Source organism: Cellulomonas sp. B6, from assembly GCF_001462455.1.
In the GTDB taxonomy this organism is placed as follows: domain Bacteria; phylum Actinomycetota; class Actinomycetes; order Actinomycetales; family Cellulomonadaceae; genus Cellulomonas.
Window position 1 is genome coordinate 1 of sequence record NZ_LNTD01000118.1, and the last position, 13,719, is coordinate 13,719.

At 75.1% G+C, this 13,719-nt stretch carries 11 protein-coding genes; 5 read left to right on the top strand and 6 right to left on the bottom strand.

From position 1 onward, the window contains the following. Positions 1-692: 692 nt before the first annotated feature. Complete coding sequence (locus ATM99_RS11285; RefSeq protein WP_223305011.1) at positions 693-1,613, top strand: LCP family protein; 921 nt, start codon at positions 693-695, stop codon at positions 1,611-1,613. Between the two features lie 75 nt (positions 1,614-1,688). Here the strand turns inward: ATM99_RS11285 and purE are convergent, their stop codons facing one another. The 6 genes from purE to ATM99_RS11315 all read right to left on the bottom strand — a co-directional run bounded on the left by purE (position 1,689) and on the right by ATM99_RS11315 (position 7,955). Beyond that, positions 1,689-2,225 carry a 5-(carboxyamino)imidazole ribonucleotide mutase gene (gene purE, locus ATM99_RS11290; RefSeq protein ID WP_062103018.1) on the bottom strand — a complete coding sequence of 179 codons (537 nt, stop codon included), beginning with the start codon at positions 2,223-2,225 and terminating at the stop codon, positions 1,689-1,691. Further along, positions 2,222-3,403 carry a 5-(carboxyamino)imidazole ribonucleotide synthase gene (locus tag ATM99_RS11295; RefSeq protein ID WP_082659632.1) on the bottom strand — a complete coding sequence of 394 codons (1,182 nt, stop codon included), beginning with the start codon at positions 3,401-3,403 and terminating at the stop codon, positions 2,222-2,224. Before ATM99_RS11295 ends, purE begins: the two co-directional genes overlap by 4 nt. A gap of 49 nt (positions 3,404-3,452) precedes the next feature. Further along, on the bottom strand, positions 3,453-4,646 hold the full coding sequence (gene manA / locus ATM99_RS11300; RefSeq protein WP_062103027.1) for a mannose-6-phosphate isomerase, class I: 1,194 nt from the start codon (positions 4,644-4,646) through the stop codon (positions 3,453-3,455). Positions 4,647-4,747: 101 nt separating this feature from the next. Next, the gene (locus tag ATM99_RS11305; RefSeq protein WP_062103019.1) at positions 4,748-6,067 is read right to left on the bottom strand and encodes an ATP-binding protein; all 1,320 of its coding nucleotides are present in this window, start codon (positions 6,065-6,067) and stop codon (positions 4,748-4,750) included. A gap of 1 nt (position 6,068) precedes the next feature. Next, positions 6,069-6,791 carry a response regulator transcription factor gene (locus ATM99_RS11310; RefSeq protein WP_062103020.1) on the bottom strand — a complete coding sequence of 241 codons (723 nt, stop codon included), beginning with the start codon at positions 6,789-6,791 and terminating at the stop codon, positions 6,069-6,071. A gap of 180 nt (positions 6,792-6,971) precedes the next feature. Continuing rightward, complete coding sequence (locus tag ATM99_RS11315; RefSeq protein WP_062101319.1) at positions 6,972-7,955, bottom strand: IS481 family transposase; 984 nt, start codon at positions 7,953-7,955, stop codon at positions 6,972-6,974. 107 nt (positions 7,956-8,062) lie between these two features. Here ATM99_RS11315 and ATM99_RS11320 point away from each other — a divergent pair, with 107 nt between their 5' ends. The 4 genes from ATM99_RS11320 to ATM99_RS11335 all read left to right on the top strand — a co-directional run bounded on the left by ATM99_RS11320 (position 8,063) and on the right by ATM99_RS11335 (position 13,692). Continuing rightward, the gene (locus ATM99_RS11320; RefSeq protein ID WP_062103021.1) at positions 8,063-9,361 is read left to right on the top strand and encodes a sensor histidine kinase; all 1,299 of its coding nucleotides are present in this window, start codon (positions 8,063-8,065) and stop codon (positions 9,359-9,361) included. Next, positions 9,358-10,092 (top strand): response regulator transcription factor, encoded by a 735-nt coding sequence (locus ATM99_RS11325; RefSeq protein WP_062103022.1) that lies wholly within the window; start codon positions 9,358-9,360, stop codon positions 10,090-10,092. Before ATM99_RS11320 ends, ATM99_RS11325 begins: the two co-directional genes overlap by 4 nt. A 148-nt stretch (positions 10,093-10,240) precedes the next feature. Next, complete coding sequence (locus ATM99_RS11330) at positions 10,241-11,068, top strand: ABC transporter ATP-binding protein (RefSeq protein WP_062103023.1); 828 nt, start codon at positions 10,241-10,243, stop codon at positions 11,066-11,068. Beyond that, complete coding sequence (locus ATM99_RS11335; protein ID WP_062103024.1) at positions 11,068-13,692, top strand: ABC transporter permease; 2,625 nt, start codon at positions 11,068-11,070, stop codon at positions 13,690-13,692. The genes ATM99_RS11330 and ATM99_RS11335 overlap by 1 nt, the downstream gene beginning before the upstream one ends. Positions 13,693-13,719 lie beyond the last annotated feature (27 nt).

A 13,719-nucleotide genomic window follows, 5' to 3' on the forward strand; every position in this document is an offset into this window, starting at 1 on the left:
CCCCCGCCTCGCCCGCCGCGCCGGAGGCACCTGCCGCGCCGGAGGCGCCCGCCGCCCCGCCGGCCCCGACCGAGACCAAGACGCCCGGCGTCGACGCCTTCACGGCGGCGGACGCCTCCGCGGCGACCTGCTGAGGACACGTGGCCGAGCGTCGGGACGACCCGCCTCCCAGCTTCACCCCCGACGGGACGAGGGCGCGGCCGGGTGCCGACGACGCACGCGTGGTCGGCGCCGGTGGTCGTCGGCCTCCGGCTCCGGCACGCACCGCCGCGCGGAGCACGCCGCCGGCCACACCGCCGGCCGGGGCACCGCGGCCCGCGGCACCGCGCCGCGCGCACGGCTCGCCGCGCGACCCGGGACTCCCGACGACGGCCTCGGCTCCACCGGCCGGCGCCGCACCGGCGTCGTTCGCACCGTCGGCCTCGCCGCGACCGGGAGCTGCGCGCGCCGTCCCCGTCGCCGGGCGAGAGGGCGCCGCGGGAGCCGCGCCGGCCGGCCCGTCCGCAGCACGTCGTTCGACGCCGCGGACGGCCGGTGCGCGCGCCGCGGCGTCCCCGGCGTCCGCACGCACCACCTCGGCACGTCCCGCACCGGCCGCAGCTCGGTCCACGACCCCGGGCGACGCACCGGCGGTCTCCACGGGCACGGCCACCTCGCGCCGCCGCGGCCGCGGGCGGCGGATCGCCGTCGTCGTGGCGGTCGTCATCCTCGTCGTCCTCGTCGCATGGCCCGTCGGTCTGCTGGTCTGGGCCAACGGCCTCCTGCAGCACACCCCGGCGCTGTCGGCCGCGGCGGACACCCCCGGCACGACCTACCTGCTCGCGGGGTCGGACGCGCGCGGGGACGACGGCGGCGTCGAGGCCGACGGCACCGAGGGCCAGCGCACCGACACGATCCTGCTGCTGCACAAGCCGACCAGCGGGCCGACGGCTCTGATCTCGCTGCCGCGAGACACGTACGTCGAGATCCCCGGGCACGGGGCCTCGAAGCTCAACGCCGCGTTCGCGTGGGGCGGTGCGCCGCTGCTGGTGCAGACGGTCGAGGGGCTGACCGGCCTGAAGGTCGACCACTACGTCGAGATCGGGATGGGCGGCGTCGCGCACCTCGTGGACGCGGTGGGCGGGGTCAACCTCTGCTACGACGCGGACGTGAACGACGCCGACTCGGGCATGGTCTGGACCGCCGGGTGCCACGACGTCGACGGCACGGCGGCGCTGTCGTTCGCTCGCATGCGCAAGTCGGACCCGACGGGCGACGTCGGCCGCGCGCTGCGGCAGCGGCAGCTGATCGGCGCCGTGATGGGCAAGGTCGACCCGCGCTCGCTCGCGCTGAACCCCGGTGCGCAGGTCGCGCTCGCCGAGGCGGGCACGGGCGCGATGGTGTTCGACGAGGACGCGGACATCGTGGACGTCGCGCGGCTCGCGCTCGCGTTCCGGGACGCGAACGCCGAGGGTGGTGTGACGGGCACGCCACCGATCAGGAGCATGGACTACCGGCCCGGCAACGTCGGCTCGACGGTCCAGCTCGACCCCGACCTCACGCCCGGCTTCTTCGCCTCGCTGCGCGACGGCACGCTGCCCCCGGGGCAGGTCGGCGGCGTCCCGGGGTCCTAGCGGCACCCCGACGCACGACCGCGACGGACCGAGCGCCCGTCAGCGGCGTGCCGTCCTTCCGACGGGTGCGGCCCGTCAGGCCGAGAAGCCCGCCGGTGAGCCTGCGGAACGCGCACGCAGCCGCTCCCCCTTGGCGTCGGCCTGCTCACGCAGACCGTCCTGGAAGGCGAGCATGGCCGTCCGCAGCCGTTCGGCCAGCGCCCCGTCACCCGCGGCGAGCACCCGTACCGCCAGCAGCCCCGCGTTGCGCGCACCGCCCACCGACACGGTCGCGACCGGCACTCCCGCCGGCATCTGGACGATCGAGAGCAGCGAGTCCATGCCGTCGAGGTGCGCGAGCGGCACGGGGACGCCGATCACCGGCAGCGGCGTCACGGCGGCGAGCATGCCGGGCAGGTGGGCGGCTCCCCCGGCCCCCGCGACGAGCACGCGCAGCCCGCGCGCCGCCGCGTCGCGGCCGTAGGCGACCATCTTGTCCGGCTGGCGGTGCGCCGAGACGACGTCGACCTCGACCGGCACGTCGAACTCCGCGAGGGCGTCCGCGGCGGCCTGCATGACCGGCCAGTCGGAGTCCGAGCCCATGACCACGCCCACCAGTGGCGTCCCGCTCATGCCGTACCTCCGTCCTCGCCGCGCAGCAGCGCGGCGGCCGTCCGTGCGCGGGCGCGCACGTCGTCCAGGTCGTCGCCCGACACGGTGACGTGCCCGAGCTTGCGGCCCGGCCGGACCGCCTTGCCGTACAGGTGCACGCGCGCACCGGGGTCGGCGCCCAGGACGCGTGCGAGCGCCTCCGTCGGGTCGTCGAGCGCGCTGCCGAGCACGTTCGCCATGACGGTCCAGCGCGCCACGGGCGCGACGTCGCCGAGGGGCAGGTCCAGGACCGCGCGCAGGTGCTGCTCGAACTGGCTGGTCACGGACCCGTCGATCGTCCAGTGGCCCGAGTTGTGGGGGCGCATCGCCAGCTCGTTCACCAGCACGCGCGGTGCACCGCCGTCGGGGTCGGCGACCTCGAAGAGCTCGACGGCCAGCACACCGGTCACGCCGAGTCCGTCGGCGACGGTCCGCGCGACGCGCTCGGCCTCGGCCGCGGTGGCCGGGTCGAGACCGGGTGCGGGCGCCACCACCTCGGCGCACACGCCGTCGCGCTGGACCGACTCGACGACCGGCCACACGGCCGTGGCACCGGACGGCGTGCGGGCGACGAGCACCGCGAGCTCGCGCGTGAAGGGCACGAGCTCCTCGGCGAGCAGCGCCGGGCCCGTGCCGGCCGCCGCCGCGGCGCACCAGTCGACGACGTCGCCGGGCACCGCACCGGCGTCGACCACGCGGACGCCCTTGCCGTCGTAGCCGCCGCGCGCGGTCTTCACCACGGCCCGGCCGCCGTCGGCACCGCGGAAGGCCTCCAGGTCCGCGAGGTCCGCGACCGGCGCCCAGCGGGGGCACGGCACACCCAGCTCGGTGAGCCGTCGCCGCATGACGACCTTGTCCTGCGCGTGCACGAGCGCGTCCGGCCCGGGGTGCACGGGTACGCCACGCGCGGCGACGGCGGCGAGGACGGGTCCGGGCACGTGCTCGTGCTCGAAGGTGAGGACGTCGGCGCCGTCGACCAGCGCCAGGACCGCGTCGACGTCGCCCGCCTCGCCGACGGGCGCGTCGACCACCGCCTGCGCGGCGGACCCGTCACCGGACTCGACGAGGACCCTGAGATGAAGCCCGAGCGCTGTCGCGGGGGCTGCCATCATGCGGGCGAGCTGCCCGCCGCCGACGACTGCCACGGTCGGAGGAGTCACGACCGCCGAGCCTAGTCGGTGCACCCCGGGCGTCCGGCACGCGTCCGCGTCACGGGACGGAGGCCTGCACCACGCATCCCGCGCCCGCGGCGCGCAGCTGCCCGTCGGCCGCGGGGACGAACGCCGAGCGGCCGGCCTCGAGCCGCAGCTCCTGGCCGGTCGCGGAGTGCAGGACGACGCCGCCCTCGACGCACAGCACGATGCGCGGCCCGACGCCGGGCAGGCGCACACCCCCGGGGCCGTCGACCCGTGTCACCGACAGCTCGAAGTCGTCGACCGGCACGTAGTAGACGTCCGTCGCGTCGTAGACGTGCTCGGGCGCGATCCGGATGGGCGGCGCGGCGACGCAGTCGACCGCGCGCAGCAGTTCGGGGATGTCCACGTGCTTCGAGGTGAGGCCGGCGCGTAGCACGTTGTCGGAGTTGGCCATGATCTCGACGGCGAAGCCGCTGAGGTAGGCGTGCACGGCGCCGGCCGGGACGAACAGCGCCTCGCCCGGCCGGAGCGTGACCGGGTTGAGCAGCACCGCCGTGACGGCACCCGGGTCGCCCGGGTAGGCACGCTCCAGGAGGTCGACGGCGCGGTCGGTGCGCGGCGACGGCGAGCCGGCCGCGAGCCGCGCACGGAACTCGTCGGCGAGGTCGGCGACCTCGGTGGGCGTCGGGCGGGAGTCGTCGCTCACGAGATAGGTGAACGCCGCCTGGACGCCCGTCGGGGTCGGGTCGGCCAGCACGGTCCGGTGCAGCCGTCGCGCGACCGGGTGCTCCAGCCCGCGCAGGATCTCCGCCGTGCGGCGCGGGGCGCGGAAGCCGACGAGCGCCTCGAAGGTCGACAGCGCGTACACGAGCTCGGGCTTGTGGTTGCGGTCGCGGTAGGAGCGGCGTGGGTCGTCGAGAGGGACACCACGGTCGTCCTCGCGCGCGTATCCGTCACACGCGAGCTCGATGCTCGGGTGCACCTGCAGGGACAGCGGGCGCGCCGCGGCGATGAGCTTGAGGAGGAACGGCAGCTGCGGCCCGAACCGCGACAGGACGTCGCCGCCGAGCAGACCCTCGGGATCGCGCGCGATCGCGGCGTCGACGGGCTCGCGTGGCGCGCCCGAGAGCAGCGACGGCGCCGACGGGTGGCCCCCGAACCACGCCTCGGCGACCGGCTCACCGTCGCCGACGACCCCGAGCGCCTCCGGGATGGCGGTCGACGACCCCCACGCGTAGGCCTGGAACGTCGGTTCGAGCCCTCGCACGCAGTTCTCCTCGCTCACGTCACCGCCGGCACGTCCAGGGAAGCCTAGCCCGGGCGGCCCGTCATCGGACGCGGTTCTCGTGCGGTATGCGGCTTTTCGCCCTATCGGCGGCGGTCGCGTCGCACCGACACCACCGCACCGCGCGGTAGCACCACGTCGGGCCGCAACGAGGCCGGCACGCCCGACAGGAAGAGCGCGAAGACTGCGGGGCGCCGCTGCGCGAGCTCGAGCCGTCCGCCGTCGGCGTTCGCGAGGTCGCGCGCGAGCGCGAGCCCGAGACCGGTCCCGGCCCCGGACGTCACGTCCCGCTCGAAGATGCGCGCGGCCAGGTCGTCAGGCACGCCCGCGCCCTCGTCACCCACCTCGACGACGACCGCGTGCGACGACGCACCGGCACGGGACCGCACGGTCGTCGTCCCGTCGCCGTGCTTGAGCGAGTTCTCGATGAGCGTCGCGAGGACCTGCGCGAGCGCGCCGGGCGTCGCCAGGACCTGGGTGGTCGGGTCGACGTCGACGACCAGCCGGCGACCGGCCGCGGCGAAGGTCGGCGCCCACTCCTCCTCCTGCTGGTGGACGACCTCGACCAGGTGCACCGCCTCGGTCGTGCCGCCCTGCGCGCGTCGCGAGCTCGCCAGCAGGTCGTCGACGACGCGCACGAGGCGCTCGACCTGCTCGAGCGAGATCCGGGCCTCCTCACGGACCTCTTCCTCGCCGGCCGCCAGCATGATCTCCTCGAGCCGCATGGACAGCGCTGTCAGCGGGGTGCGCAGCTGGTGCGACGCGTCGGACGCGAACTGCCGCTCGGCGGCGAGCCGGCCGGCCATCCGGTCGGCGCTGCGCGCGAGCTCGGCGGCGACGAGGTCGATCTCCTCGACGCCCGAGGGCTCCAGCTGCGGCCGGACCTGCCCCGACCCCAGCTGCTCGGCGGACGCCGCGAGGTACACGAGGGGCGCGGCGAGCCGGTTGGCCTGCCAGATCGCCATCGCGATGCCGGCGGCGAACGCGACGACCGCCGCCACGACCACGAGCGCGATCACCTGGGCCGAGAGCCAGAACACGTCCCACCAGGAGACGTACAGCAGCACGGTGGCCGCGGTGTCCGAGGTGGTCTGGACGGTGAGCCGGCGCTCGTCCACGGTCGGGCCGGCACGGAACGTCTCGCCGTCGGCGGTGCGGACCACGACCGTCGCGCTGATCTCGCCGTCGCCGCCCGTGTAGGGCTCGAGCATGCGGTTGGACAGGGCGATGTCGCGCTCGACCCGGAAGTCGACCGTCCGGGCGACCGACTCGGCGCGGACGTCCAGGCCCCGCACCTCGTTCTCGCGGACCAGCTGCGCACCGAGGAACGCGAGCGGGAACCCGAGCAGCACGACGGCGACGGTCACCGCCGCGATCGTCGCCTGCAGGACGCGGCGACGCACGTCAGACCTGGTGGAACGAACCCGGGGGCGCCGGCTCGGCCGCGCCGCTGCCGGTCTCGAAGCGGAACCCCATGCCGCGCACGGTCGTCACGTAGCGGGGCGCGTTCGCGTCGTCGCCGAGCTTGCGGCGCAGCCACGACACGTGCATGTCGAGCGTCTTGGTCGAGCCCGTGGGGTCCGAGCCCCAGACCTCGCGCATGAGCGTCTCGCGTGCGACGACCGTGCCCGCCGCGGCGACGAGCACCCGCAGCAGGTCGAACTCCTTGGCCGTGAGGTGCAGCTCGCGCTCGCCCTGGAAGGCGCGGTGAGCGGCGACGTCGACGCGGACGTCCTGCGCGTGCAGCTCGTCCTCGTCGGAGGGGTCGCCGACCGTGCGGCGCAGCAGCGCCCGCACGCGCGCGAGGAGCTCGGCGAGCCGGAAGGGCTTGGTCACGTAGTCGTCGGCGCCGGCGTCGAGGCCCACGACGAGGTCGACCTCGTCCGCACGGGCAGTGAGCACCAGGACGGGCGTCGTGAGCCCCTGGCTGCGGATGGCCCGGGCGACGTCGAGGCCGTCCATGTCGGGCAGACCGAGGTCGAGCACGACCAGGTCGGCGCCCGCGGCGCCGTCGATCGCGCCTTGACCCGTTCCTTGCACGCGCACGTCGTAGCCTTCACGCCCCAGCGCGCGCGCCAAAGGCTCGGCAATCGCGGGGTCGTCCTCGGCCAGCAGCACCTGGGTCATTGCGCCATGCTAGGTCACGCACTCCCCTCCGCCGCCAGCCCCAGGTCCTCGACGCGCCGACAGATCTCCACGCGGCACGCGGCGACGTGGCACGCCAGGCGAGGCCCGCTGGGCCCGTGGACGGATCAGCCGCAGCCGCACGATCAGCCTGCGGGCGCACGACCGTGGCGACCGTGCCGCCTAGGTGTACTGACCCGCAGCGTTGTTGACGCGGTCGATGGGTCGTTGTCCGCCGATGCCGAGGTGGGGTCGGTCCAGGTTGTAGTGCTCGAGCCAGGCGGGCAAGGCCGCGGCGCGTTCGGTGGTGGAGGTCCAGGGGCGGCGGTAGGCCCACTCGGTGGCGAGGGTGCGGTTGAGGCGTTCGACCTTGCCGTTGGTCCACGGGCAGTGCGGTCGGATGAACTTCTGGACGATGCCGAGGTCGGCTGCGACGCGTTTGAACTCCCGGGAGTTGCGGTAGGCGAACGCGTTGTCGCTGATCACGCGTTCGATCCGGATGCCGTGGGAGGCGTAGAACGTTGCTGCGCGGGCCAGGAAGCCGGCCGCCGTGGTGCCTTTCTCGTCGTCGTGGATCTCGGCGTAGGCCAGGCGGGAGTGGTCATCGATCGCGGTATGGACGTAGTCGTAGCCGATCGGTGCACGCTTGCTCTTCGCCGTGACGGTCGCCTCTCGCCCGTGGGCGCGCCACCCGCCGCCGTCGGGGATCCGCCCGAGTTTCTTGACATCCACGTGGATCAACGAGCCCGGGTAGGGGTGCTCGTAGCGAGCCGCCGACGCTCGCGCCGCGCGGATCGGCAGGCCGGTCACCGGGTCGCACTCGCGCAGCAGGCGTGCCCGGTGCCGGGCCAGGACCCGCCCGACCGTGGAGGGCGCCAGGCTGAGGTGGTGGCCGATCCAGACCGGCCCGCGCCGCGAGAGCATCCGCGCGATCCGGATCCGCGTCTCCACGCAGGGTGACGTGCGGTGCGGGTGGCTCAGCGGGCGGCTGGGCCGGTCCACCAGGCCCGCACGGCCCAGCTCGCGATACCGGCGCCACCACCGCCACGCCGTCGTTCGCGAGACACCCATCTCCGCAGCGACATGAGCGACCGGGCGACCGGCCTCGATGCGCTCGACCATCACGAACCTGCCGGCAGGGGTCAACCGGGCGTTAGCGTGGGACACGAGAGACCTCCAGTGGTCGACGCGGGTTCCTTGAGCAGTTCCCACTCGACCCGGAGGTCTCTCGCTACGTCAACAACGTTCCGGGTCAATACACCTAGGCTCGGGGGATGTCGTGGTGGGACCGCATGTGGCAGTGGGAGGACCAGCACCGCTTCGGCGTCGACATCACGATCGCGGCCCTGCTGGCCGTCGTCCTGGTGCCGACGTCGATCGGGCTCGTGTCCACCCAGCTGTCGACGCTGCCCGCGTTCGTGGTCTCGCTGAGCACGGTCGGCATGGTCGTGCCGCTGGCGTGGCGGCGCACCCGACCCGCCGCGTCCGTCGCGATCGTCTACTCGTGCGCGCTGCTGCACCTGGTGGCGCGCGTGCCCCTGGTGCCGACCGACTTCGTCGTGCCGTTCTCCCTGTACTCGGCCTCGCTGCACGGCCCGCGGTGGGCGCACCGCACCGCCATGGCGGGAGCGCTGGTCGGATCGGCGGTCCTCGGAAGCCTCATCGGGATGCCGTACTCACCCGGCATCGCGGTGTTCATCGCGATGTTCGCGGGCAGCCTGTTCCTCGTCGCGTGGGCGTTCGGGCTGGTCCGGCGCAGCCGCCGCGAGCACCTCGAGGCGCTGCTCGACCGCGCCGAGCGGCTCGAGGTCGAGCGTGACCAGCAGGCGACCATCGCGACCGCCGCGGAGCGCGCGCGCATCGCGCGGGAGATGCACGACATCGTCGCGCACAGCCTGTCGGTGATCATCGCGCAGTCCGACGGCGGCCGGTACGCGGCCGTGCACGACCCCGACGCGGCGACGCGCGCGCTCGGCACCATCGCCGAGACCGGTCGCGCGGCGCTCACCGACATGCGTCGTCTGCTGGGCGTGCTGCGCGACGCCCCCGCACCCGCGACCGCGGGGGCTCCGGGCGTCCTGCCGATCCCTGCCGCCGAGGGCACCGCGCAGGCCCGCACGACCGCCACCACGACGAACCCCCAGCCCTCGGTCGAGGACGTCGAGCAGCTCGTCGCGCAGATGCGCGCGAGCGGCATGCGCGTCTCCCACGTGCGCCTGGGGCAGCCGCGTCACCTGCCGCCCGGAGCGGGCCTGACGATCTACCGGATCGCGCAGGAGTCGCTCACCAACATCCTCAAGCACGCCGGCCCCGACCCGTCAGTGACCGTCATGCTGCAGTGGCAGCCCACGGCCGTCGCGCTCGAGGTCAGCGACGACGGCCGCGGCGCGTCGGCCGGCACCGACGGGCTCGGCCAGGGCCTGCTCGGGATGCGCGAGCGGGCGACGATGTTCGGCGGCACCGTGACCGCCGGCCCGCGCCCCGGGGGCGGCTTCCGCGTGCGTGCGACGCTGCCCACACCCGGCGCGCCGGGCGAGCCCACCACGACACCTGCGGGAGGATCCCCCTCGTGAGCACCCCTGCCGGCGGCACCGTCCCGCCCGTCCGCGTCGCGCTCGTCGACGACCAGCAGCTCGTCCGGGCCGGCTTCCGCATGGTCATCGACTCGCAGCCGGACCTCGAGGTCGTCGTCGAGGCCGGCGACGGCGCGCAGGCCGTGCGCGCCCTCGACCCCGCCGCGCAGACCGTGACGGGTCCGGTGGACGTCGTGCTCATGGACGTCCGCATGCCCACCATGGACGGGCTCGAGGCGACCGAGCGGATCGTCGCCCGGGCGACGCCCGAGACGCCCGCGCCGAAGGTCATCGTCCTGACCACCTTCGACCTCGACGAGTACGTGCTCGCCGCGATCCGCGCCGGCGCGAGCGGGTTCCTGCTCAAGGACGCCCCGCCCGAGGAGATGCTGGCCGCGATCCGCACGGTGCACCGCGGCGACGCCGTGATCGCCCCGTCGAGCACGCGCCGTCTGCTCGAGCACCTCGTCACGGCGCTGCCCGAGGACGAGTCGGCCGCGGCCGAGCACCCGGCGCACCAGGCGGTCGCTCAGCTCACCGAGCGCGAGCGCGAGGTGCTCGTGCTGATGGCGCGCGGACGGTCGAACACCGAGATCGGGCAGGACCTCTTCGTCGCCGAGGCGACGGTCAAGACGCACGTCGGCCGCATCCTGGCCAAGCTCGGCGCGCGCGACCGCGTGCAGGCCGTCGTCGTGGCCTACGAGACGGGGCTCGTGCGACCAGGGGCGTGAGCCCTGCGCCGCGCGTGCGACCGTCGGTCGCACGCGCCGTGCGGCCGGGGGATGACCCGTCCGCCCGCAGGACCCACCCACGGCGGGACGCGCCGGCCGTGGGACGGACGCGAGGCTGGGGGCACACCTTCCAGACAGGAGCACCCCGTTGGACACCTCCGCCCCCCGCCCGCTCGACGGCGCCGCACCCGCGTCCCGCGCCCGCGCCCTCACCAAGGTGTACGGCACCGGCGCTGCGGCCGTCCGCGCCCTCGACGGCGTCGACGTCGACTTCGCCACCGGTGCGTTCACCGCGATCATGGGCCCGTCCGGGTCGGGCAAGTCGACGCTCATGCACCTCATGGCGGGCCTCGACGACGCGACGTCCGGCACGGTGCACCTCGGGCAGACCGAGATCACCTCGCTCGGCGACGACGCGCTCACGCGGCTGCGCCGCGACCGCGTCGGCTTCGTCTTCCAGTCCTTCAACCTGCTGCCGATGCTCACCGCCGAGCAGAACATCGTGCTGCCGCTCGACCTCGCGGGCCGCAAGCCCGACAAGGCGTGGTTCGACACGCTCGTCGCGACGCTGGGGCTGCAGCAGCGGCTGACCCACCGGCCCAGCGAGCTGTCGGGAGGTCAGCAGCAGCGCGTCGCGATCGCGCGGGCGCTGATCACGCAGCCCGAGGTCGTCTTCGCGGACGAGCCGACCGGCAACCTCGACTCGCGCTCGGGCGCCGAGGTCCTGAGCTTCCTGCGCCGCTCGGTGCGCGAGCTCGGCCGCACGATCATCATGGTCACGCACGACCCGACGGCCGCCGCGTACGCCGACCGCGTGCTGCTGCTCGCCGACGGTCGCATCGCGGGCGACATCGCCGACCCGACGCCGGAGTCCGTGCTCGCGGGCCTCGAGGGCCTGCGCGTGCTCGAGGCGCCGGCCGGCACGCCGACCGGCGCGACCCCGGTGGTCCAGGCCCCCGCGGGAGGGCTGCGCTGATGCTGCGCCTCACCCTCGCCCAGATGCGACGGAGCCTGCCCCGGCTCGTCGCGGCGGGCATCGCCATCGTGCTCGGCTCGGCGTTCGTCACCGCGACGCTCGCCGCCGGCGACGCGATCACGCGCGGCGGGTACGACTCCATCACCGCGCGGTACGGCTCGGCCGACCTCGTCGCGCTCGCGAACCAGGGCGTGCTCGTCGACGCGGCCGAGCGAGTCGACGCCACACCGGGCGTGCGCAGCGCCGACCCGCTGCTGGTCGGCCAGACGCGCTTCGAGAGCGGCCGCCGCACGGCCTCGCAGACGCTGGTCCCGACGCCGTCGGACCCCGACCTGGGGTCGCTCGAGGTCGTCGACGGCCGTGCGCCGACGGCGCAGGACGAGGTCGCGCTGCCGGCCCCGACCGCCGAGCGCCTCGGCGTGGGCGTCGGTGACACGGTGACCGCCACGTGGACCGCGTGGCGCGACGTCGAGCCGACGACGGCCGCGCCCTCCGCGGACGCGACGGCCGACGCCGCGGACTCCGAGGACACGGCGTCCGACACCGCGACGTCCGACGACACGGCGACGGCCGTCTCGGGCGACGTCACCGAGCAGGAGCCGGTCGACATGACCGCGCAGGTGACGGTGGTCGGCCTGGTCGACGACCCGCGCGGCGCGTGGTCCGGGTACGGCGGCGCAGGTCTCGCGACCCTCGCGGACGTCGTGCGCTGGAGCGGCGCCGCCAACCTCGACGAGGTCGGGGTGGCCGGCATGGCGATCGCGGTCGACGGCGACGTCGCCACGGTCCGGGCCGCGCTCGCCGACACGCTGACCGACGCCACCGTGCTGACGCGTGACGAGGCCGCCGAGCGGACCCTCAAGCAGTACACGGGGGGCGGCAACGCGCTCATGATGCTCGTGCTCGGGTTCGCGGCGGTCGCGCTGCTGGTCGCCGCGCTCGTCATCTCCAACACGTTCCAGGTGCTGGTCGCGCAGCGCACCCGGATGCTGGCGCTGCTGCGGTGCGTGGGCGCCCGCCGGTCCCAGCTGCGCGCGTCGGTGATGCTCGAGGCCACGATCCTCGGGATCGCCGCGAGCCTGTCCGGCGTGGTGCTCGGACTGGGTCTCGCGCAGGGCGCGCTGTCGCTGCTGTCGCGCACGCAGGACGGCGTCCCGCTGCCGACCACCGCGCACCCGACGCTCGCGAACGTGCTGCTGCCGATCCTGGTCGGCACGCTCGTCACGGTCGGCGCGGCGTTCGTCCCGGCGCGCGCCGCCACGCGCGTCGCCCCGGTCGCGGCCCTGCGCCCGTCCGACGCGCCGAGCGTGCGCGCACGCCCGGGCAGGGTCCGGCTCGCGTTCTCGCTGCTGCTGACGGTCGGCGGCCTGGTCGCGCTCGTCGGTGCGGTCCTGATGGCCCGCAACGGCATCGGCGTGGACGGCATGCTGCCGCTCGCGGTCGGCGTGCTGGGCGGTGCCGCGTCGTTCGTCGGGCTCCTGGTCGGCGCGGCGCTGTGGATCCCGCGGGTCGTGTCGGCCGTCGGACGGCCCGTCGCCCGGATCTCGACGAGCGCTCGCCTCGCCGCGGCCAACACCGTGCGCAACCCGCGCCGCACCGCGGCGACCAGCACGGCCCTCGTCATCGGCGTGACGCTCGTGGTCATGATGAGCACGGGCGCCACCTCGGCGCGGGTGTCGCTCGCCAACGAGATGGACGAGCGCGGCCCGATCGACCTCGTCGTCCAGGGCGCCGACGACGTCGCGCTCGCGCCGTCCACGTTCGACGACCTCGCCGACGTCGCGGGCGTGGCGGAGGTCGTGCCGACCCGCAGCGCCACCGTGCAGAACGCCGACCAGAGCGTCTTCCAGGCGTTCGTCGTCCCCGCGGGGGCCGCCGACCTGCTGCGCGACGGCCCGGCGGCCGACGCGCTGTCGGCCGGTCGCAGCGTCGCCCCGAAGCGGTGGGTCGACGAGAACGCGTCGACGGCCACGCTGATCGGCCCGTCCGGGACCGGGCAGGAGATCGAGATCACCCCCCGCGGGTCCGACGACGTGCTCCTGACGTCCGCGGCCGCGGACACGCTCGGCCTGGCCGACGCGACGAACGCGGCGCTCGTGCGGCTGACGCCCGGCGCGGACGCGGCGACCACGATGCTCGCGGTCAACGACCTGCTCGTGGAGCAGGACGTGGTGGTCTCGAGCTCGGCCGCCGAGCGACAGAGCAACGAGCAGATCATCGACGTGACCCTCGCCGTGGTCATCGGCCTGCTCGGCGTCGCGGTGATCATCGCCCTCGTGGGCGTCGCCAACACGCTGTCGCTGTCGGTGATCGAGCGCCGGCGGGAGTCGGCGACGCTGCGGGCCGTGGGCCTGTCGCGGCGCGGCCTGCGGTGGATGCTCGCGACCGAGGGCATGCTCATCGCCGGTGTCGGCGCCCTCATCGGGACCGCGCTCGGGCTGCTGTACGGGTGGGCCGGCGCCGCGACGGTGTTCGGCACGATGGGCGACCTGCGCCTGCACGTCCCGTGGGTGCACGTGGCCCTCGTCATGGTGGTCGCGCTGCTCGCCGGGCTGGCCGCGTCCGCGCTGCCTGCCCGTTCGGCGGCCAGGACGCCGCCCGTGGCGGCCCTCGGGGTCGACTGAGACCGCGCGGTGGTGCGGCGGGTGGAG